Raw genomic sequence first — 21,955 nt, 5'->3', positions numbered from 1 at the left:
CGCGCAGGGATTTCAGAGCGCCGGCCGGCGGCTTTGCCAAAGGGCCAGCTCAATGGCCGCACCGATCTGGAACACGGTCGCCTCATCCAAGGTGCGGCCCACCACCTGCACGCCCATGGGCACCCCATTGCTCGCCAGGCCCGAGGGCACGCTGAGCACCGGATGGCGGCTCAAGAGGTTGAAGGGATAGGTCATGGCGTCCGTGCGCAGCATCTCGTTGGCGTCAACACCGCCTTCGGCAGGGCTGCCGATGCTGGCCATGGTGGGGCAGATCAGCGCGTCATAACTGGCCATCACCTTGGACATCGAGTCATACATGCGGCCCACCACTTGGTTGGTGGCCAGGTACTGCTCGCCGGTGACATTCATGCCGTCGATGGCGAACTGGCGGATGTAGTCGCTGGTGGGCAGGTTCTGGCGCAGGATGCGGCAGGCAAACTCACGCCCGGTTTCAAAGCCCAGGCGCTGGAACACCGCGTCGGCGCCGTTATCGGCCCAGCCCAGCTTGACCGGCTCAACAATCGCCCCCTGATCGCGCAGCGCTTGCGCCGCCTGCTCTAGGCCGCGCAGCACATCGGCATGCACCTCAAACGTATCGAGGTCGTAGGACAAGGCGATACGCAGGCCCTTGACCGACTCAAAGGCCAGCGGCACTTCCAGCTTGGGCCTGATGGCGGCCGGATCGTCCGCGTGCGGGCCGTTCACCACATTGAACATCAGGGCGCAATCGGCCACGGTGCGGGCCATCGGGCCGATGTGGTTCATGGTGTGCAAGGCGTAGCCAATCGGCGTCACCGGCACCCGGCCATAGCTGGGTTTGAGGCCGACCACGCCGCAGTAACTGGCGGGGATGCGAATTGAGCCGCCAATATCCGAACCCGAAGCCATGGCCGTCAAGCCGGCCGCCAGTGCCGCGCCACTGCCGCCGCTGGAGCCGCCGGGCGTCATGGCCAGGTTCCAAGGGTTGCGGCTCACACCATGCCGCTCGGAGCGGGTGAAGCAGGCCATATAGAACTCAGGCACATTGGTCTGCGCGTGGATCACGGCGCCGGCATCCAGCAAGCGCTGAGTGATGGGCGCGTTGACCGTGTCGACTTGATTGCCCAGCAACCACGAGCCCTTGGTGGTGACCCAGCCGCACAGCGTGTGTTCATTCTTCAACGCCACCGGCAGACCTTCGAGGGCGCGCAGGGGTGCCTCGCTCTTGCTGTGGCGATTGCTGTAGCGCTGTTCCGAAAGGCGAGCGGCTTCTTGGGCTTCGTCCAAACGCTGGGCGCTGAAGGCATTGAGCTGCGGCTCCAGTTTCTCGGCCCGGGCTTGGTAGGCATTGAGCAGTTCCACCGGTGACAAAGCGCCCTCGCGAAAAAGCGCCAGTGCTGCCGTTGCAGGCAAAAAGCAAAGATCGTCGTGACTGATTGGCTTGGACATGGAATTGGCTTGAGCTGAGCTCAGATGATTGGATTGAGAACGGTGCCTAGCGCTAGGCTCGTCAGGGTTGTGAGGTCAAAGGGCCTTGGCCGGAGAACAGCAATGCGGGCTTGTTGGCATTGGCCAGCACCGCGGCGAGACGCGCGCGGTCCTGGCGGGGGGCCGCTTGATAGCTGGCGCCGTTGTCGGTGCTGAGCAGCTGCAAGCCGTCTTGCCCGACTGCCAGGCAGCTGCGCTCTCCTGTCTGCGCCCAGGCGGTGATGGCGGCTTTGGACTCATGCTGGATGCGATTCCAGCTGCGCCCGTTGTCGCCACTGCGGTAGAGCGCGCCACGCAGCCCACCCACCAGCAACACACCGTCCGGCATGGCAAGACCCGACCAGAAGGAACCGCGGTAGCCGGTGCTGAGGTAGTCCCAGCTTTGCCCACCGTCGGCCGAGTGCAAAACATATCCCTTCTCGGCCGCGGCATAGAGCGCGCCTCCGGGGCCGGCAAACAAGCCGAATAAATTGAGGTCGGCGCGCTGGGAGCCCGGCGGCGGTGCCAGCTCTTGCGTCTGCCAGTGGCGGCCGCCATCACGCGTCACCAGCACCAGGGACCACAGGCCCACGGCCACGCCGCGCTCGCGGTCAAAGAAATGCACCGCGAAGAGGGGCCGGTCCTGGCTCAGCTCGCTGCGCTGCAGCTGCCAGCGCTCTCCCCCATCCTGGGTGTGCAGCACCACGCCGCCATGCCCCACCGCCCAGCCTTCGCGCTCATTGGCGAAAGACAGCCCCGTCAGGGTCAATTGAGTGGGCACCACACTGGCCTGGCGCCAGCTAGCGCCGCGGTCGTCCGACAGCAGCACCGTGCCATGTGCCCCCACCGCCACGGCACGTGCGCCGGCCCAGGCGGCCGCCAGCATCGGCGCTTGCTGGGCGTGCGCCGAGCGCGTCGCTGGGCGCAGTTGCACCGGCGTCGGCGCAGGCTCGCTCGCCTGACCTGGCAAGGCAGCGGCAAATGCTACTGCGATGGCTATGGTGCGAAAAGCGGCGCGGAAGATGGCTCGAGAAGTCGCTGGGGAGTGGCCCCAAGCTGAGATTCGCGCTGATTCAAACATTGGCATATTCACTTTGGGTGGCCCGCTGCATCAGTGCTGCATCAGCCCAGGGACGCGGGCGGCTTGGGTGCGCGGAAACAAACGCTCCAGCCAGACTGCAAAAGCGGGCAGCGCGGTCATCGCCATGACCATATTGACCATGAACATAAAGGCCAGCAGCTTGCCCATATCGGCCTGGAACTTCAGCTCGGAGAAGGACCAGGTGGCCACGCCCACCGCCAGCGTGACGGCGGTGAAGATGGTGGCGGTGCCCACCTCCAGAATGGCTTGCTCCAGCGCCGCGCTGATCTCCAGGCCACGGGACAGATGCAGCTGCAAGCGGTTGTAGATGTAGAAGGCGTAGTCAACACCGATGCCCACGGCCAGCACCATCACTGGCAAGGTGGCCACCGTCAGGCCGATCTGCAGCTCCTTCATGAACCAGTAGCCGATGAAAGTGCCAATGGTGAGCGGCAGGCAGCAGGCCAGCACGGCGCGGAAGTCACGGTAGGTCAGCAACACCAAGGCGACGATGGCGGCGTAGACATAGAGCAGCATGGGCAACTCGCTCTGCTCCAGCGTCTCGTTCACAGCTGCCAGCACGCCGGCATTGCCTGAGGCCAAGCGAATTTGCACACCCGGCTCGGTATTGCTGGCGGCGAAGGCCTTGACGGCATCGATGACCCGGTGGATGGTGACCGCCTTGTGATCGTTCAGGTACAGATGCACCGCCGTCATGCTGCAATCCTTGCGCATGGTGCCGCGACCGCGCGAGATCTCGGTGGCCAAGGCCGCGAAGTTGGCGGCATCGAGCGGCACCGACTCCATCTTGGGATTGCCCTCGTTGTAGCCCAGGTTGTACTGCTTCATTTGCTCGGAGAAAGCGGCAATCGACAGCACCCCCTCCACCGGCTGCATCGCCCACACAAAGCGGTCCTGGTACAGGCCGATATTGACGTTGCCGCAAAAGCCGATGCCGGGGTCGGGCGCGGCTGCGCCAGTAGCGGACTTGGCCTCGAAGATGATGGTCAGCCAGTCCAGGCCGGTGTCGTAATTGCTGGCGATCGACACCGCGTCGAGATTGAAGCGCGCATCCGGGCGCAGCTCGGGCGCGCCAGGTAGCACGGTGCCCACCACCCGGCCATGGCTTTGCCAAACCGCCAGGCCAAACACCGCGCCCACCAACGTCAAGCAGATGGCCGCATTGCGCGGCTGCGCAATGCGCGCCAGCTTGCGCAACCAGACAGCGCGGGCCTCGCGCAAATTCATGGCGGCGTTGGCGTAGTCGGGGCTCATCTGGAAGAAGGACGCCAGCACCGGCAGCATGACCAGATTGGTGATGATCTTGAAGCCCACCCCCAGCGAGGCGGCAATCGCCAGCTCCCGCACCATGGGAATCGGAATCAGCAGCAAGGTGATGAAGGACACAAAAGCTGTCGCCAAGGCCAAGGTGCCGGGGATCAAGAGCCCCGACAAGCTGGCGCGACAAGCCTGCTCGCAGCTGCGGCCCAGTGAGACTTCACGGACGATGAAGTTGATCTGCTGCACACCATGCGACACGCCGATGGCGAAGACCAAAAATGGCACCAACACCGCCAGAGGATCGAGCCCGAAGCCAAGCAGATGCAGCGCGCCAAACTGCCAGATCAGCGAGGTGAAGGAGCACAGAATCGGCAGCAGCGTGAACAGCAGCGAGCGGCAGTACCAGTACACGGCTACTGCGGTGAGCAAGATGGCCAGGGCGAAATACACCAGCACCGAGCTTGCGGCATCGGCGATCTCGCCGATTTGCTTGGCAAAGCCGATGATCTCGATCGAGAAGTCGGCGTCCTCGAAGCGCTGGCGAATCTGCTCCTCGAGGATGCGGTTGTAGTCGACATAGTCGAGCTTGTGGCCGTCCTTATCGGTCTCGATCAGTTCGGCCGTGACCATGGCACTGTCTTGGCCACGCGAGACCAAGGTACCGATGAATCCCCCCTGAATCGCAGCGGCCTTGATCTTGAGAATCGCCGCTTCGTCCAGCGCTTCCGGCGTGATGCTGCCATCGATCAAGGGGTCGGCACGGAAGCCTTCTTCGGTGATCTCGTTGACAAAGCTATTGGGCGTCCACAGCGACTGCACGCCGAGTCGCTCCACATTGGGCAAGAACGTCACCGCTTGACTCACCTGGTAGAGCCGGCTCAGGCCGGCCGCTGTCCAGATCGTCCCCTTCTTCGCACGCACCACGATATTGAGCCGGTTGGCTCCCATCACGTCGTCACGATAGGCGTGGAAGGTATCCACATAAGGGTGGTGAGTCGGCATCTGCTTTTCGAAGCCGGCCTCCATGCGCAGCTGCTTGCCGAAGAAACCCATGGCCAGAGTCAGCGCAAGCAGCAGCCACATCAGCAGCTTGCGCCGGCCAAAGCAGAGGGCTTCGAAACGGTCGAGATAACGGTGAGTCATTGATCGCCTTGCCAGCAAAAAAGTCGTGCAGCTTAGAAATTGCGCGAAAGATTCAGGCCGATGAAGTCGCGGTCGCGGTAAGGCTGGTCAAAGGCGCTGTCGCCCCCCATGAAGCGGGCGTAATTGATCGCGAACTGCCACTTGGCCGGGTTCTGGATGAAGCTCACGATGTAATTGGCCGAGCTCGCGCCCTTCATGAAGGTGGCGGCGCCGTTCGGTGTGCGGCCCGAGAGTGCGCGGAAGTAGTACACCTCGGGCACCACCTGCCAGCCCGGAATCAAGGTGCCGTCGTAGACCCAGCTGAAGTCAAAGCTGAAACCCGACGAGTTCTTGGTGCCCACCGCCAAGGGCGTGCCCGCGACCGACTTCTCCTGTCCCCAGCCCCAGCCGCCCGCGGCAATCAAGTCATCGCCGTACTGCGTCTTCAAATTGGGGAAGCGGATCGCCACGGCCTCGGCCAGCAGCGTGCCGGAGTCAGCGCCCAAGACCTTTAGCAGTGTTGGCGAGGTGTCCGGGCTGAGGCTGAACAAGCCCGTCAGCGCCATCTGAATGCGCGCGCTGTCCACCGCGCAAGTGCCGTTCTGCGAGGCACAGCCATTGGCGGCATTGAGGGTCACCGCATCTTTTGGCCGGTAGGACACTTCGCCACCAATGGCCCAGTCGCCGAGCGGGAAGTTGGCCGACAAGCCGTACAGCTTGCGATCCTCGCCGTACACCCAGCCCATCGCCCCGTCCGGGTTGTTGAAGGTGAAGGTGGGTGACTTGTCGTGGTAGTTGATGACGTAGGCGCCCAGGTTCAGCTGTGTGCCTTGCGGCTGATAGCGCAGCGACACGCCCCACTGGCCGCTATTGCGCGCCTTGTCCTCTTGCAGGCCGTAGCTGTCGTGGCCTGCGCCCAGGCCATTGGAGACCGACCAGTAGCTGCCGGTCGGCGGCATGTAGTTGGCGTTCCAGCCCAGCTGCACATAGGCCTCGGCGTTCAAACCATTGCCCAGGCCGGTGGCCGCGCTGATGATGGGCGCTGGCAGGATGGCTTCCTTGATTTGCGTGCCGGGCTGCGACAAGCGCATCACGTCCACCGCGTTGGTGACGTTGATGCCACCTGGCACGAACAGGCTTTCGCCCCAACTGATGACCTGATTGCCGGCCCGCACGCGCACCGACTGATCGCCGATTTCGAACTTCTTGCTGACCCAGAGGTCCAGCAAACGCGCCTTGAACTTCAGATCGCTGCGCGCATCGTCGGCCAGGTTGCCGTCCAGGCCGGGCGGCGTGGTGGCGCTGGTCCAACCGGTGGTGCGGGTGGCCGCAAAGTCGCGCAGCCAGCTGACCCGCGCCATGGCCGTGAAGTTCTCCGGGAACTTCAGCAGCAGTTCATGCGAGCCTTTGAGGTAGCGGGTGAAGGCGTCGTTCTTGGCGTAGTTCAGGTCGCCCTGGTCACCCATGGCGCTGGTGATCGCCAGTTGCCCGGCGGGCCCGCCTTGATTGCCTTCAATGATCAAGGCCCCACTTGGCGCCTTGGTGCGAATGCCTGTGCCAAGGCTCAGCGTGGAGTCAAAGCTACCAGTGAAGTAGTCGGTGCTGAAGGTTTCAGCGGAGGCACCGGCGCAAGCGATGGCCGCAGCGGCGGCGAGCACGCCCGCCGCGAAATTTGGTTTTTTCACGAATTTCTCCTTGAGGATGGCGAGGCGTCAACGGTCGCTGATGGCGCGCAGGTTTTCGGAGGTGAAGAACGAGGGCTTCATGCGGTCACCGCTGGCCTCGGTCAGCCACCTGACGTCCGCGCCTGCAGCGACGGTGCTGAAGTCCAGGATGTAGCGGCCTTCCGGCAGGTTGTATTGGCTGAAGGCGGCCACGTCACAGGTGCCGGTCTCGTAGACCGGGATCAGGAAGCCCTCGCGCACCTTCCACAGCGCACCCTGCATGTCGTAGTCCTCGGCCAGCACCGCGTTCCAGCTGTCCTCATCGAGGTAGTAGGTGCGCTTGGGCGAGACATGGCGAGCACCCTTCTTCACGCTGGCTTCGACCACCCAGACCCGGTGCAACTCGTAGCGGCGCGAACTCGCCGCCAGCGCGTTCTTCTGCATCACCTCGGACGTCTTGGCCTTGAAGTCATAGGCCCCGAATACGTTGTAGGGCACCAGCATTTCCTTCTTGCCGACCAGCTTCCAGTCAAAGCGATCCAGAGTGCCGGTGAACATAATGGTCTCGTCCAGCAGATACTGGTTCTCGAAACCGATCTGCGGCGCGTCGTAGGCATAGGCCGGCAGGCGGCGCACGCGGCGCTGGCCCGGGAAGTAGTAAAAGGTTTCGCTGCTGGCGGTGTCGAGGTAGACATTGGCCGCCAAGGCCTGGCCGGCTAGCGCCGCCGGCGACTTGTAGCTGAAGTAGGTGAAGTACTCGATATTGCCCACGTCGGACAATTTGTTGGAGCCCTTCTTGCCCCAGGGATAGAACATGGTTTGTTCGAAGCCGGCCTGGATCCAGTCCTCGCTGCCGCGGCGTGGCGAGACGAAGGTGAAGCCATTCGGATAGTCGATGCCAACCCCGTGGTAGCGCATCTTCCAGTTCATCATGGCTTGCTCGCCGCTGGTGGGCGTGGGGAACGGAATGCCCGGCACCACCGCTTGCTTCAAGCTCCAACCGTCATCACCCAGCTTGGCCGTGCCGATGTTCTTCTTGGTGTTCTCGGCCACAAAGTCCGGCGCGCCGCAGCTGCGCCGCGTCGGGTAGACATCCATCTGAAAGCCGGGGTTTTGCTTGAGCAAGGCCAGTTGGCCGGGGCTCAGCTGCTCCGCGAACTGGGCCGCATTGCTGGCGGTGATCGAAGCGATGGGCTTGTCGCCCTTGTACTTCCAGTGATCCTTGCGCAGCTTGCCGTAGGACCAGCCCTCCACCGCTTGCGCCTCGTTGACCCAGGCTGGGATGCGACCATCCTTATTGCCCGCCACCTCCCCACCGAGCGGCGTGCGCCCGGGCCCAAGCGCGGGGGCATCGGAGGCGAAAGCGGCAGAACTCGCCACGGCCAGGGCCATCCCCGCCATCAGGCAAGACAGCGTTGTTCGGCGCAAGCGGGCTGCGCGTGTCCGATGTTCAAGATGCTGAAGAACCATGTTTGATCTCCCGTCTGATTGGTGGAGTTGCCGTCGCCGGCGATTGCGTCACGTTGAAACGCGTAAGACTGAACTTCGATTCACCCGATAAACAAACTTCAAGAACTTGCTGATGTCGCCCTCGGCTCACGCGGGCTTCGCCTTGTCCGGGTACCAGCCCCAGGGCTCATCGCTCACAAAACTGGTGATCTGCTTGATCTCCATAAAGGCCTCGATGCCGTGCCGCCCGAGTTCCCGGCCAATGCCCGAGGCCTTGTAGCCACCCCAGGGCAATTGAGTGAAAGTGGGTTGCGAGCAGTTGATCCAGACCACGCCCGCACGGAGCGCGCGCGCCACGCGGTCGCAGCGTTCTAGATCGGCCGACATCACCGCGCCTGCCAGGCCGTAGCGGCTGTCGTTGGCCAAGGCGATGGCCTCGGCCTCGTCGTCAAAGGCATTGATGCCAACCACCGGGCCAAACACTTCTTCGCGCCACAAGACGTGGTCGGTGGGGACATCGGTGAAGACGGTTGGCTGAAGAAAGTAGCCACGGGACAGATGCGCAGGCCGCTCGCCGCCCGTCACCAAGCGGGCCCCGCCTTGCACGCCGGCCGCAATGGCACCCATCACCTTGGCATGCTGCGCGGCGCTGACCAGCGGGCCCATCTGCACGCTGTCCTCATCGCCCCGCCCGATGGTGATTGCTTCGGCCGCGGCCTTCAAACGCGCCACCAGCGCGGCATACAAAGGCCGCTGCACCAAGACCCGCGAGGTGGCGGAACAGACCTGGCCCTGATTCCAAAAGATGCCGAACTGGATCCACTGCACCGCTTGATCGAGGTCAGCGTCGGCAAAGATGATGAAGGGCGACTTGCCGCCCAACTCCAGGCTGACTTTGCGGATGTCGCGTGCCGCCTCGGCCATGATCTTGGAACCGGTTGCCTGCGAGCCGGTGAAGGCCAGTTTGTCGACGCCCGGATGAGCCGCCAGCGGCGCGCCAGCCTCCGGCCCCGTGCCGGTAATCAGGTTAAAGACGCCGGCTGGCAGGCCGGCTGCGTGCAGGTAACGAGCCAGTTCACCGCAACTCAGCGGGCATAGCTCGGAAGGCTTGAGCACCACGCTACAGCCTGCAGCCAAGGCAGGCGCCACCTTCCAAGCCGCCATCAGCAGCGGGAAGTTCCAAGGCGTGATGGCACCCACCACACCGAGCGGCTCCTTGCGCACGCGGCAGGCAAAGCGTGCATCGCCCACATCCACCGCAGCCTCACCCTCGGCTTCGATTTGTTCAGCCATATCGGCGTAGAAATCAAAGCAAAAGGCGGCGTCACTGACATCCCAAAGCGCTTCTTTCAAAGGCTTGCCGTTGTCACGCAGCTCCAGCTGGGCCAGCGCTTGCTGATCCTGCCGGATGGCACTGGCCACGTGGCGCAACACGGCGGCGCGTTGCCCGGCAGCCATCCGTGGCCAAGGGCCGTGATCAAAGGCATGGCGAGCTGCCGCCACCGCTGCGTCGACATCCGCAGCACTGGCCGCCGCGGCCTGAGCGAACACCTCTTCGCAAGCCGGATCGATGACGTCCAAGTAGACGCCGCCGACGGGCTCGACGAAAGCACCGTTGATGTAGAGCTGGTGGCGCATGCTGGCTGCTGCCGTGTTCAAGCCAACTCGCGTGTCAGCGAGATCGCGAACTTGCGCTTTCTGGCCTCTTCAAAGTAGGCATCCACCTTGAAGTAGGCCTCTGGGGCGTAGACGCCGGGGCGACGCGGATCACGCAACATCAGCTGAACGGCGATGGAGGCGTTCATCGAGGTTGCCGCATCCACATAGCCGGCGTACATCGGGTCGGCATGAACCAGCACCTCGCAACGCACCGTGGCCGCTTGGCCGCCAACCCGGCCGTGCCCGATGGCGAAGTGGATCTCACTGCTCTTTTGCTCGGGAATCTGCGCTGCCTTCTCGCTGATATTGCGGCTGATGACGGCATTCAGCACATCCAGCGGGCGAACCGCGACGCCGTTGATCTCCACCGGCCGGTCGAAATCACCAAAGCCGGCCTTGACCAAGCCGACCCAGGCCTCATGCTCGCGCTTGGGCAGATGCAGCTTCCAGGTGAATTCCTTGATGCCCTTTTCGCGAATGCCCTCCGCCAGCGGCACAGTCAGCTGCTCGGAGTGGATCGAATACATGAATTCGCAACGCCCCCAAGGCTGCGGCAGATCGATCACTTCGATGCCGGTCTGCGGCGCGCATTCCACATGACGGCCATCCAGGAACTGCAAGCAGGGATGCGCGTACTCGGCCAAGACCGTCGAGACACTGTAGGGCGGCACCAGCACCGGATTCTCGGGGCCGGACAGTGTCGCGGCCCAGTAGAGCTTGATGCTGTCGATCTCATCGAGCTCATCCGCCACGGCGCGGCAGATCACATTCGACATGCCTGGATCGGCGCCGACGCCGAGCACGGCCACCACACCTTCGGCGCGGAAACGCTCATGCCACTCCAGCTGTTTGACCGTGTAGGTCCCCAAGCCACCCAGATCGACATAGTCCACCTTGGCAGCCAAGGCAGCCTCAAAAATGGCCATTTGAAAGCCGGCCAGCGTCGGCACTGAGTTGACGCAAATGTCTGAGCCATCGAGGGAGCGGGCGAGCGCCTGGGGATCGCTCACATCCAGCTCATGCAGCGTCAGGCGCGCGTCGTTGAGCTCCAGGGTCAAGGCCGTCATGCGCTCGCGATTGGAATCAAACAGCTTGATTTCCGCGACATCGACCACGGCGCGCTCAGACAACAAATCGCGAATGATGCCCTGCCCCATCATGCCCGCGCCGCCCAGGATGGCGATCCTTACCTTCTTGCTCATTGCCGACTTCCTTTTTGTGTTGCCCTCACTTTAAAGCCGAACCATCACTCGGCTTATGGTGGTTTCCCTAGAATTCAGAGAGAGCCCCGCCATTCACGCCACTCATTCAGCAACGAAGCATTCTCTAGGCGTGATGCTGAATTTTTCCGGGCAACATTGAATCGAAAGCTTCTTGCGGCCAAATTCATTAAGGCGAACTTTTAATCGGCTATTGAAAACCGGGGGGGCTGGTTCTCTGATGGGGTGCTGGCGAGCCGCGGCCACATCCATGACGAGGAGATTGGCGTCACCATGCCCCTTGAAACTTAGTGCTTTGAGCCTGCCCAGGCAGGACACCAAATCGGACCACCGGCAGCACATCCGAGCAGCCCTGGCGGCGCCAGCTACACCGGCCCGCCCAGCGGCGAGCCATATCAGCACCGAAGCCGGCGCTGATGTGCAAGCCCACCACGCCATGGCGCACTCGCATCGCATACCATCGGCCTGCGCCCCAGCCACCAAGGGCAAGGCCGCTCCTCAATTGGCACAACTCGATCTTGCTTGCCTGCTTTTGATCGACATCGTCGATAGCGCGGCGCTTTCTGAGCGCCTTGGCGACCAGCAAATGGCCCAGCTGTGGCTGGCCCATGACAAGCTGGCCCGCAGCCTGCTTCACGAATGGCACGGCCGGGAAATCGACAAGGCCGATGGCTTCTTATTGATCTTCGAGCGGGCCGGTGACGCGCTTGGCTTCGCCTTCGCCTATCACCAGGCCCTGGCGGCCCTGCCCGAGCCCTTGTTAGCGCGCGTCGGCCTGCATGCCGGACCCGTGACCCTGCGTGAAAACAGCCCCCACGATGTGGCCATTGGCGCCAAGCCGCTGGAAGTGGACGGCCTGGCCAAGCCGGTGGCGGCGCGAGTGATGGCGGCCGCACGCGGTGGGCAGACCTTGCTGAGCAAGGCGGCGCGTGAACTGCTGGGGCAAAACGAGCAAGGACTGATCTCGCACGGCCATTGGCGACTCAAAGGGCTGCCGGAGCCACTTGAATTGTTCGAGGCGGGCACGGCAGATGCCCCATTCCTCCCGCCACCCGATTCCGACAAGGCCTATCGTGTGGTCCAGCAAGCCGGCCATTGGCAACCGGTGCGGGACATACGCCACAGCTTGCCGGCCGAGCGCGACGCCTTTGTCGGCCGGCGCGCGCCTCTGCAGGAATTGGCCCGTCGCTTTGCCCTTGATGCCCGTCTGGTTTCAGTATTAGGCATTGGCGGCGCGGGCAAGACCCGCCTGGTCACGCACTTCGGTTGGACTTGGCGCGGCAACTACCCCGGTGGCGTCTGGTTTTGTGATTTGGCGGCCGCACGCAGCGTCGATGGACTTGCTTCCGCCGTAGCGCAAGGGCTGGGCATGCGACTGGACAAGCTCGATCCGGTCGAGCAACTGTGCCGTGCCATTGCGGGGCGTGGCCGCTGCTTGCTCATCCTCGACAACTTCGAACAAGTGGCACGCCACGCGGAAGACACCTTGGGCCAATGGCTAGACCGCGCCCCGGACGCCCACTTCCTGGTGACGACCCGCGAGGTGCTGGGCATTCCGGGCGAAGAGACCTTGGCCTTGGCCCCCCTGCCCTTGCCGGACGCCGAGAAGCTATTTTGGTTGCGCGCACATGCGGCGCGCATCGACTTTCACCCCAGCGACGAAGACCGCGCGGCCGTCGGCGCCCTCGCGCGCCTGCTTGACGGCTTGCCGCTCGCCATCGAATTGGCAGCTTCCAGAGTACGCATCCTGCCGCCTCGGGCCATGCTGGCGCGCATGAGCGAGCGCTTCAAGCTGCTGGCCAGCACTGGTGGGCGGCACGACAGGCAGTCCACGCTGCGGGCAGCCTTTGACTGGTCATGGGATCTGCTTAGCCCCGCGGAGCGCGCAACTCTGGCCCAACTATCGGTGTTTGAGAACGGCTTCAATCTCGCCGCAGCCGAAAGCGTGATCGATCTGAGCGCGTTTGCTGACGCGCCCTGGAGCGTGGACGCACTGCATTCGCTGGTCGACAAATCCTTTGTCCGAGCCATCTCCAGCGAGCGATTCGACTTGCTGGTCAGCGTACAAGCCTATGCCGATGAACACCTGCGTACCCCCGGGCGCTTTGCAGGCAGCGGGCCGGCCGCTTTGCGGGCGGCACAGGCCAGGCACGCGGCGTGGTTTGCGGCGCTGGGCCCGGATCACGCCAAGGACGGCAATTGCAGCGACCTTGACAACCTGATCGTCGCCTGCCGCAGGGCTGTTCATTGGGGCGACGGCAGAGTAGCCACCGGCGCCCTGGAAGGCGCCTGGTCGGCGTTGAGCTTGCATGGGCCGTTCAAGGTGGGCGTGAGCTTGGCACTGTCGGTATCGCAGAAGCAGAGCTTGGACGACGAGTTGACGGCGCGGGTCGAGTTGCTGCTGGCTCAGGCAAGCCATGCCAGCGGGGTCCTGCTGGACGCTAGGCGCCATGCCGAAGCTGCTTTACTCGCAGGGCAGGCAATTGGCCACAAGCGCACGGTCGCGGCCGCATCGATCTTGCTCGCGCAGCTATTTGCTCGCGAAGGCCAGCTAGAGGCCGCGACGCAGTTCGCCGCCCAGGCTTTGCAGCAAGCCCAGGCAACGCCAGATCCTCGTTTGGAATGTTCAGCACTCAACACACTGGGAATTCTGGCTTCCCAGGCAGGTCAGCTGGACGAAGGCAAGAGCAACTACCTCGCTGCATTGACCTTAGCGCGCAAGCACAAAGATCTGCATTGGCAAGCCAGCGTGCTCGGCAATTTAGGCATCTTGGATCTTGGGCGAGGCCACTTGGCGCCGGCCGAGCAGCATTTCGAAGCCACGCTCAAAGTTGCACGTCAGCTCGGTGACCGCAAATGTGAGGGCAATGCGCTTTGTAATCTGGGCTTGCTGCACCATTTGCAACAACGCGCCGATGACCCGATTACGCTCAGTCGAAACGCCTTGACGATTGCCAGAGAACTGGGGCACGCCCGTCTGGAATGCGTCGCCCTTTGCAATCTAGGCATCTTCATGAGCAATAAAGATCAGGCGATAGATGCCCTGCACTTTTTGCAAGATGCACTCAGCATGGCCCGGAGCTTGAGTGATCGTCAGTTGGAGGGGCAGGTGCTTTGCTATCTCGCTGGGGCGCATCTGCAACTGAAGCAGTTCGATCGGGTTCACAGCTGCCTACACGAGAGCCGGCCCTTGCTCGAAGCGGCCGACGACCAAAGCGGGCTCGGCGTTCTGCTCTGCATCCAAGCGCAGTGCGCGCATCTGCAAGATGAGTCCGAGGCCGCCCTTGCCTCGCTAGCTGCTGCCGAAGCTCTGGCCGCCCTCCTTCAGATCGGAGAGGCGACCGAGCTTGGCATGGCCCTGCGGCGCACTGCTGCACTGCTAGGCCCGGCCAAGCACGATGGCGACGCTATTCGTTATGAATGACGGGATCCAAAGACAGCGGCTGCCCCTGGCCATCCTTTAAGTTGACGTCGTATTTGAAGTCCTTGCGATCGATGTGCCGCAGCTTCTTGCAAGCGAATTTCTTGCCTTTGTTGCCAATAGGTCCGCAGTCGCCGTAGTCGCCATTCGCGTCTTTGATGACGATGCCATTGGCTGCAAAGGTGTAGCCATCAGTGTTCAGCGTCCATTCGATCCGATTCTGGTTCCGCGCCATATTCACCGGATCGGGAGCCACCTTGATCGCGCCGGCAGCAACTTGTACGTCCACCTTTCGGTCGGCGCCTTGGGCCATGGCGGCATGCGCCATCAGTGAGAGTCCAGCCAGCAATACCCATCGATTCAACATCGTCAATCTCCTTGAGTTTGGGCCGCCGATCCAGCGATCAGCCGAGCGGATTCTGTTCCGATTCCCCAGCTTGCGAAAGCCAGGCCGGTTGCGAAAAAGCTAAAGCTACTGAAGCAGCCTGCGCGCTGAAGCGGGCTTTCAAGCCGGAGCTTTGGGCTCGTCGACATCCGGCTGCAAGCGCTGCTGCAAGCGCCTAACGTCATTGCTCAGGCGACCAGCAATCATGCGCACCACCTCGAAGCCGAACTCGGGGTTTTGAAAGTACAGCTGCTTGAAGGTGGTCTCATCCATCGACATCACGGTGCTGGCACGCACGCAACGTGCGGTGCCAGTCCGCATGCGGTCGGGCGCGAAAAAGGCGATCTCGCCGAAGATCTGGCCGGGCTTGATTTGATAGCCGCCTTCAACGATCTCCACCTGCCCCTCCACCAAAAAGTAGAGCCGGTCAGCCAGATCGCCCGCCCGGAACAGCACGCTGCCAGCCTTCAGCTTGCGCTGCTTCATATAGGGGCGCAGCCACACGCCAGACAGATCAGCCGCCTCCGCCGAGGCGCGCACCCGGCGGGTGAGCCTGTGCATCTGCCAGGCCCGCACCAGATTCACCGGCAACAGCACCGCATGCAGAGCCAGCACCATCCATGCCTGGCCGAGTGCGCCGTAGATGACGAAGCCCACATTGCTGCCCACTGCCAGCCAGCGCAGCGGAATGATGGTCTTGACAATGGTGCTGGCGATGATCAGGGCGCCGGCCAGCAAGGCCGAAATGACCGCCACCACACCCTCCGGGTGCGAAAGCAACTCGGCAAAGCGAGCGGTGGCAGCCGTCAAGAGTTCGGTGTTGGACAAGGCACGCTCCTGGGCTTGGCGGGGCCAGTATGCATCAGCACCACGCACTGCGGTGCTAGTGGCTTGTGCTTAGCCGCGTGGCTTGGCGGCGGCCGCTTTCTTCGCCTGTGACGGGCGCGCTTTTGGCGGCGGATCCTGCGCGAACTGCTGCTCGTTGAACTGATCCAGCCACAGCAAGTTGTCCACGTAGCCGACGAAATGCTCGAGGTAGGCGGGTGAGATCTGCTGCATCAGGCTCAGGGTGCGATGCACGATGTGGTGCGAGTTCAGCGGTCCGGCGTTTCGCGGCAAGGCTTTGCGCGACTGGGCCAATTGCCGGTCCACGCTGAGCCGCGCCCAGGTGCGCCGGAAAAACTGCAGCTCCTGGGGTTCAGCTGGCGGACGCGAGGCCGCCGCTGCCTTTTGGCTTGATGCTGGGCCCGCAACTGGACCAACAGGCTGACCCAGCGGAGCGCCACCGGCCAGCTCTTTTTGACCTTGAATATGCCGCAAGAGTTCGGCCAATGGGCTTGGTTTGGGCTGGGGCGGTACTGGGCTCGCGTCGCTCTTCAGCGACGCGGCGCCCTGCTCTTCCACGCTGCCGCTCTGCGTCGCCAAACGCAGCGTGCTCAGCCGGGCTTCCAGCCGCTCACGCGCGCTGCCCTCGAGCGTGCTGGCCCGCCGGGCCATCACCTCGATCAGGCGTTGGCGCACCCGCGCCGAACTGGCCTGAGCGGGCGCTGGATTGAGCCGAGCGGCTTCATCAGCCATGTGGCGCTTCCGGCTTGTTGCGAGAGGGCCTGGCGATCGGCGCCATTTCCACCCGGCGGTTGCGCGAGCGGCCTTGCGCATCGTCATTGGGCGCTACCGGCTGCTCCGAGCCAAAGGCGGCGGCGAAGATGTCGGAGGACGGCACCGAAGCCTCGATCAGCGCGCGGGTGACCGTCAAAGCCCGCTGGGCTGAGAGCTCCCAGTTGTCGGCGAACTGCTGATTGCTGCCGCGCATCTGCCGGTCATCGGTGAAGCCGCTAACCATCAAGATCTCATCCCGCGCTTGCAGATAAGTCGTCAGCGGTCCGGCCAAGGTCTTGAGCAGCGCCCGGCCTTCGGGCTGCAGCTCGGCGGAATTGAAGGCGAACAGCACGCTGCCGCTGATGCCGATGCGGCCATGCTCCAAGGTCACGCGCCCGGCGGCCAAGGGAATGGCCAGCGCCCGCTCCAGCGCCTGACGCCGCTGCTCTTCCCGCTGATGCTTGCTGATCTCTTCTTGCAGCTTGGTGGCAAGCTCCAGCTGCGAGGCAATCGCCATCAGCAAAATCAGCACAAACGCGCCCAGCAGACCGGCCATCAGGTCGCCAAAAACGGCCCACACCGGGGTGGTGGCTTCCAGGCCAGCGTCTTCGCTGGCGTCGATGTCCAGACCTTCACTCATGGTGCTGAGGCAGTTTGAGCGGGTCGCGCGTCAGTGCGGCCGGAAGGTGCAGCCAGACGCTGCAAGTCTTCAATGATTTGCTTTTGCGACAGCAGGCTGAGATCGATCACCTCGCGCGCCTGGCTAACGTAGTAGCTCAGCTGCTCATCGCTGCGGCCCATGGCCGCGCCGAGTGCGGTGTCAATGCGCTGCAGGTGCGCGCTGAGCTTGTCATTCGACTCACAGAAGAGCTGCACCGCAAAGCCAAAGCTCTCGCCCAGGCTGGCCACCTCGACCGCGCTGCTGGTGACTTGCGCGGCCACATCGGCCAGTTTGCCGGTTTGCGCATCCAGCTCCGCATTGAACTGGCCGCCCACATGCTCAAGCATCTTGGCCGACGACGCTACCAGCGCGTCGATGGCGCTGCGTTGCTCCAGCGCCGATTGGTTCATGCCGTCCACTAGGCCGCCCAGAGTCGCCAGCACGCGGGCGCGTTCTTCCAGCATCTGGTTGTCGCGCGCCAGGCTGTCGGACAGTTGCTGGCGCAGCGCGCCCACCATATCGGCGGCGGCACGCGGGGCCTCGGAGGCCGACTGCATCAAGCGGGCAATCTCGTGGCTGGTGCTGCGGGCCTGCGTCTCGGCCTGGGCGGTGATCTCAAGCGCGGTGCGCTCCAGGGTTTCGCACACCCGCTGCTGCTGGGCCAGTGTGTCGGCGCCAGCGGCCTGCCATTCCTGGCGCAAGGATGCGGCCATGGCCTCCAGCGCCTGGGTCATGGCTTGCACGCGTTGCTGCTCATGCTGGCCAACGCTGTTTTGCAGCTCAGCCTGGCCCGCTTGCATCCGGCCCAGCAAAGCCTGGCCGTGCTGTTCGAACTGGCTGGCGGCACCCGCCAGCGCCTGCTGGTTTTGCTGGCTCAGCTGGCTGCTGACTTGCTCGTGCTGGCTCAAGGCCTGCTGCCAGCCTTGGGTAAGTTGTTGCACCGTGCGATCCAGGCGCTCGGCCACTTGCTCCAGATGACCACTCACCGAGCGGCTCATCAAATCCTGAGTGGCTTGCGCCTGACCGTTCATCCGGCTCAACGCCTCGGCCATCTCGGTCTGCCAAGCCAGGTGACGCTGGGCCACTTCATCCAGATGCGCGGCCGCAGCCGCCTTGATGCTGGCTTGCAGCGCTTGGGTTTCGCTGGCCATGCCGCTCAGCATGCTGGCGGCCTCGCCCTGCCAAGCACCATGACGTTGGGCCACGGCATCGAGATGCTGGCTGAGCGCACCACCCATGGCGCTGTGCAAGGCTTGCGTCTCACGGCCCAGGCTGCTGAGCGTGGCGGCGGTCTCCGCCTGCCAGCTGGCGTGGCGCTGGTCCAGCTGAGTCAGGTGTTGGCTGGTCGCAGCAACAACTTCCGCTCGCAGAGCCTGGTTCTCGGCGCTCTGGGCACCCATGGTCGCTGCCATTTCGCCCTGCCAGCTGGCGTGGCGTTGATCCAATTCGGACAGGTGCTGGCTGGCCGCCGCACTGATCTTCGCCTGCACGACCTGGTTCTCGGCAGCCATGGTGCGCATGGCCGCGGCCATTTCAGCTTGCCAGCCTGCGTGGCGCTGGGCCACTTCGGCCAGCAAGGCGCTGCTGCCTTGGGCAAAGGTAGTGGCAAAACCTTCATGGCTGGCGCGCACCGCGTCCACCACCGACAGGTTGCTGCTTTCCTGGCGCGCCAGCAAGGTCTGGCAGGCCGCGCTGATGGTTTGCGCGCTGGAGTCGAAGCGTGCGGACAGTTCCATCTGCTGCGCCTGCATGGCGGCTGTCAGGCTTTGCTGCAGCGCCTTGGTTTCGCTGGCGATGCTGCCCAAAGTGCTGCTGGCCACGGCATGCAGAGTTTCACCCGCACGTTGGGCACTGGCCTTGACGCCACTTTGCAAGGTTTGATCCAACGCCTGGGCCAAGCCGGTGTAAGCCGCGTCGGCCTTGGCGTGGAAACGTTCCTGGCTGGCCAGCAGGCGTTCATTGGCGAGTTCGGCTTGGCGCTCGATGCTCGCCATCAGCGCTTGCAAGCCATTCACCAAGGCGGGCATCTGCGTGGCTTGCTGCTGCATCAGGGCGAGTGATTCCTCGCGCTGATGCACGGCGGAGAAGCCGCGCAAATGGCCGGCAATGCATGCATCCAGGCGCTGCGCGACCTGCACACGCTCACGCCGGCACAAAGCAGCCAAAAGGCCCAGAGCCGCCGACGCCGCCACCCCGGCCACCGAAGTGCCAAAAGCCAGACCCAAACCCTTGACCGGGCCGACCAGCGAATTGCGCACCGCCACCAAATCCGACGCACTTTCCAGCGCCGCGCCAGTGCCGCGCAAGGTCAGCACCATGCCGACGAAGGTGCCCAACATGCCCAGCAAAACCACCAGACCCGCCAGCGTAGGCGCCAGGGCCGGGCCGGGCAAGGCCACAGGTGCGCCTTCTACCCGGCGGCGCACGGCATGGCGCAAGGTCGCCGGTACGGCCTCCAGCCAAGTGTTCAGGCTAGCGGGTGCTGCACTCAGACCCTCAATCGCTTGCGCCAAAGCTTGGGTCGCTTGCTGAAAACGGCGCAGCTCGAACACACCCATCAGATAGAAGGCAGCAATCAGCGCCGTCAACATCAAAGCCAAAGGATGGCTGCCCCAGTAGCCATAAGCCACCCAGCCGATCACGGCCAAGCCGGCCAGCAAAGTGGCCCAGCGAAGGAGTAGAAAACGTTTCATCATGATCAGGAACTTTGGGCAACTTGGGATTGTCGGAAGGCTTCCAGCAAGCCATCGACCGCTTGCAGGCGGAAGTCCAGCTCCGCTTGCAGCAAGGCGCGCATCTCGCGGTGGAACTGAGTCAGCCAGGGGGAATTTTCGCTGGTGGCCGGGCTTGGACTCGCGTCGGCCTGGGTGCGGCGCAGCTGGGCATAGCGCGGCGCCAAGCGGCCGGGCACACCGGCCAGCAATTCACGCTCGCGCGCGCCGAGTGCACGTTCCATCAAACCATCCAGCTCGGCCAGCTTGGCAAGGCCGGGCGACTGTTTGGCCAAGGCATCACGCAGGCGTTGGCGCAAGGGCCCAACTTGCGAGGCAAAAGCTTGCTGGCAGCTCGCGTATGCCTGCCTTTGCGCGGCGAAATCGGGTTCAGCCTCCCCTGCCACAACGCCATCGGTGACCCCGGCAGCAGCTTGACTGACGAGCTTTTGCAGGGCCGCCCGGGTATGTGCACAATCGGCTTCCAGCATCGCCAAGGCCTTGCTGCTCGCCACAGCCGGCCGCCCCACGCCTGGGGGTGCCTCAGCCAAAGCCGCTGACAGCTCAATGGCGTGGGTCCAGTCCAGCCATTGGCTCAGCCTTTGGGCAAAAGCGTCCGTGGAGGCGGGGCTGCCGGCGTCACCGAGCACCGCGAGTGCCGCGAGCGCGCGAACAAAACTCGATCCGGTTTGAGGGGTGGGCCGCGATTCGGGCGTCATGCTGCCAATCAATGTCGCAGAAGAAAAGTGGGGCTGAAAACGGGCGAAATCAGCACAAAAAATGGGCAAAAGGGGCGCAGTCTACTCCTGTCCGTGGCCGCGCTCGCTTGGCACGCAGCTCCGCTCAGGACGGCGACCTAGCGGCCACGCCGGGCGAAATCATGGGCAAGACCTGACCCTTGGCAGAGCCAATGCCCTGGCGGAGGAGATCACGGCGTTCGGCACTCGAATTCACTACCGGACTAAATATTTGATTAAATCCGCTAGCGAACGTAAACTGGCCATATCAAGGTTCAGGAGACCCTCATGACCCTCGCCACCGCCGCCCGTAAGTCCAGCGCCAAGACCACTGCCCGTGCGACCGGGACTGCCGGACCTGATCTGCAGTCCAAGGCCACCGCCGAGGGCGCGCTGCGTACTTTTTTCAATATCGCCGCGGCCTGGGGCCTGAGCAATGAGGAGCAGCAGCGCCTGCTGGGCTGTGGCCGCACGACTTTCTTCGACTGGAAGGCCGGTCGCGTGAAAAGCGGACTGGACGCCGCCACGCTGGAGCGACTTTCCCATGTGTTTGGCATTTACGCCGGCCTGCAAATCCTGCTACCCATCCCCGAGCGCGCCGATGCCTGGATCAAAAAGCCCAATACCGCACCCCTTTTCGGCGGCAGCAGCGCGCTGAGCCGCATGTTGGCCGGCCAGGTGTCTGATCTGTTCGTGGTGCGCCAGTATCTGGATGCGCAACGCGGCGGCTGAGTGGCGAATGAACGCCGCATGAGCAACAACTTTGCCTATCCCACCACGCAGTTGCACTGGCCCGACAGTTGCCGCCTGATCCCCAGCCGCTTCCCGCCCATCTCTTTGTTTGAACGGGTCTGCCAGGCGGCCGATCTGGATCTGGTGTTTGCGATTGAAGCAATCGGCAACCCGCGTTTGAGGGACGAGGTTGGTGAACTGAGCCTGGTGCCGGCCGAGCAGCGCCTGAGCGGCCCGGGTTGCAGCGCCATCATGGCCGCCTTCACCCACCTGAACCCGGACGGCAGCCGCTTTTCGGACGGCAGCTACGGCGTCTACTACGCCGCCGCCGATCTGGACACCGCGGTGGCCGAGGTCAGCTACCACCAGGCGCGCTTTCTGGCCTGCACACAGGAAGCGGCAATTGATGTGGACATGCGCTGCTACCGCGTTACCGTCAGCGCCACCCTGCACGATCTGCGCGGCCTGGGGAGCGCCCCCAAGCATCGCGCCCTTCGCGCCGTATATGACCCGCTGTCTTACGCGGCCAGCCAAGCGCTGGGCGCCCAGTTGCGCGCCGCCGGCAGCCTCGGTCTCGTTTACGACAGCGTGCGCAAGCCGGGCGGCCAATGCCTGGGCCTGTTCAATCCGCAAGCGGCGACGCCACCGGCACGCCAGGCCGAACATGTCACCCTGCGCTGGGACGGCACAGGCATTCATGAGTGGTATCTGAAGTCCGGCCATCACCGGATTTAACGGCAGCAGTCGCTCAGCCAGCCGGGCCCGCGGCATGCCAGCCAGCACCGCA

At 63.7% G+C, this 21,955-nt stretch carries 16 protein-coding genes; 3 read left to right on the top strand and 13 right to left on the bottom strand.

Annotation, left to right across the window (positions count from 1 at the left end; all coding sequences use genetic code 11):
- Positions 1 to 12: 12 nt before the first annotated feature.
- The 7 genes from AT984_RS07960 to AT984_RS07930 all read right to left on the bottom strand — a co-directional run bounded on the left by AT984_RS07960 (position 13) and on the right by AT984_RS07930 (position 10,904).
- Positions 13 to 1,428: an amidase gene (locus AT984_RS07960; protein WP_058719642.1), complete on the bottom strand. Its 1,416-nt coding sequence runs from the start codon at positions 1,426 to 1,428 to the stop codon at positions 13 to 15.
- Positions 1,429 to 1,489: 61 nt separating this feature from the next.
- Entirely contained in the window at positions 1,490 to 2,380 is an 891-nt protein-coding gene (locus tag AT984_RS07955) for a WD40/YVTN/BNR-like repeat-containing protein (RefSeq protein WP_231741584.1), read from the bottom strand.
- Between the two features lie 177 nt (positions 2,381 to 2,557).
- Positions 2,558 to 4,951 (bottom strand): efflux RND transporter permease subunit, encoded by a 2,394-nt coding sequence (locus AT984_RS07950; RefSeq protein WP_058719641.1) that lies wholly within the window; start codon positions 4,949 to 4,951, stop codon positions 2,558 to 2,560.
- A gap of 32 nt (positions 4,952 to 4,983) precedes the next feature.
- Positions 4,984 to 6,615 carry a DUF1302 domain-containing protein gene (locus AT984_RS07945; protein WP_156421935.1) on the bottom strand — a complete coding sequence of 544 codons (1,632 nt, stop codon included), beginning with the start codon at positions 6,613 to 6,615 and terminating at the stop codon, positions 4,984 to 4,986.
- 27 nt (positions 6,616 to 6,642) lie between these two features.
- Complete coding sequence (locus AT984_RS07940) at positions 6,643 to 7,995, bottom strand: DUF1329 domain-containing protein (protein ID WP_058719639.1); 1,353 nt, start codon at positions 7,993 to 7,995, stop codon at positions 6,643 to 6,645.
- 195 nt (positions 7,996 to 8,190) lie between these two features.
- Complete coding sequence (locus AT984_RS07935) at positions 8,191 to 9,681, bottom strand: aldehyde dehydrogenase family protein (protein WP_058719638.1); 1,491 nt, start codon at positions 9,679 to 9,681, stop codon at positions 8,191 to 8,193.
- A gap of 17 nt (positions 9,682 to 9,698) precedes the next feature.
- Complete coding sequence (locus AT984_RS07930) at positions 9,699 to 10,904, bottom strand: saccharopine dehydrogenase family protein (RefSeq protein WP_058719637.1); 1,206 nt, start codon at positions 10,902 to 10,904, stop codon at positions 9,699 to 9,701.
- 268 nt (positions 10,905 to 11,172) lie between these two features.
- On the opposite strand from AT984_RS07930, the gene AT984_RS07925 reads away from it, so the two are divergent.
- Positions 11,173 to 14,346 carry a tetratricopeptide repeat protein gene (locus AT984_RS07925; RefSeq protein WP_197418274.1) on the top strand — a complete coding sequence of 1,058 codons (3,174 nt, stop codon included), beginning with the start codon at positions 11,173 to 11,175 and terminating at the stop codon, positions 14,344 to 14,346.
- On the opposite strand, the gene AT984_RS07920 is transcribed toward AT984_RS07925, so the two are convergent.
- The 6 genes from AT984_RS07920 to AT984_RS07895 form a co-directional block, all read right to left on the bottom strand.
- A complete protein-coding gene (locus tag AT984_RS07920; RefSeq protein ID WP_156421933.1) occupies positions 14,330 to 14,710 on the bottom strand; it encodes a hypothetical protein in 381 nt (126 codons plus the stop codon). The genes AT984_RS07925 and AT984_RS07920 overlap by 17 nt on opposite strands.
- Positions 14,711 to 14,848: 138 nt before the next feature.
- Complete coding sequence (locus AT984_RS07915) at positions 14,849 to 15,556, bottom strand: Crp/Fnr family transcriptional regulator (RefSeq protein WP_058719634.1); 708 nt, start codon at positions 15,554 to 15,556, stop codon at positions 14,849 to 14,851.
- Positions 15,557 to 15,625: 69 nt separating this feature from the next.
- Entirely contained in the window at positions 15,626 to 16,306 is a 681-nt protein-coding gene (locus AT984_RS07910; protein WP_058719633.1) for a DUF2894 domain-containing protein, read from the bottom strand.
- The gene (locus AT984_RS07905) at positions 16,299 to 16,967 is read right to left on the bottom strand and encodes an OmpA family protein (RefSeq protein ID WP_058719632.1); all 669 of its coding nucleotides are present in this window, start codon (positions 16,965 to 16,967) and stop codon (positions 16,299 to 16,301) included. Before AT984_RS07905 ends, AT984_RS07910 begins: the two co-directional genes overlap by 8 nt.
- Entirely contained in the window at positions 16,964 to 19,684 is a 2,721-nt protein-coding gene (locus AT984_RS07900; RefSeq protein ID WP_058719631.1) for a DUF802 domain-containing protein, read from the bottom strand. The genes AT984_RS07905 and AT984_RS07900 overlap by 4 nt, the downstream gene beginning before the upstream one ends.
- Before the next feature lie 2 nt (positions 19,685 to 19,686).
- Positions 19,687 to 20,418: a DUF3348 family protein gene (locus AT984_RS07895; RefSeq protein WP_156421932.1), complete on the bottom strand. Its 732-nt coding sequence runs from the start codon at positions 20,416 to 20,418 to the stop codon at positions 19,687 to 19,689.
- A 306-nt stretch (positions 20,419 to 20,724) separates the two neighbouring features.
- Here AT984_RS07895 and AT984_RS07890 point away from each other — a divergent pair, with 306 nt between their 5' ends.
- Together AT984_RS07890 and AT984_RS07885 are read left to right on the top strand one after the other, a co-directional pair.
- Positions 20,725 to 21,168 (top strand): MbcA/ParS/Xre antitoxin family protein, encoded by a 444-nt coding sequence (locus AT984_RS07890; protein ID WP_058719629.1) that lies wholly within the window; start codon positions 20,725 to 20,727, stop codon positions 21,166 to 21,168.
- A gap of 18 nt (positions 21,169 to 21,186) precedes the next feature.
- Complete coding sequence (locus AT984_RS07885; RefSeq protein ID WP_058719628.1) at positions 21,187 to 21,903, top strand: RES family NAD+ phosphorylase; 717 nt, start codon at positions 21,187 to 21,189, stop codon at positions 21,901 to 21,903.
- The last annotated feature ends 52 nt before the right edge of the window (positions 21,904 to 21,955 follow it).

It is taken from the genome of Paucibacter sp. KCTC 42545, assembly GCF_001477625.1.
Lineage (GTDB): Bacteria > Pseudomonadota > Gammaproteobacteria > Burkholderiales > Burkholderiaceae_C > Paucibacter_A.
This window is presented reverse-complemented; position numbering and strand designations above follow the sequence as displayed.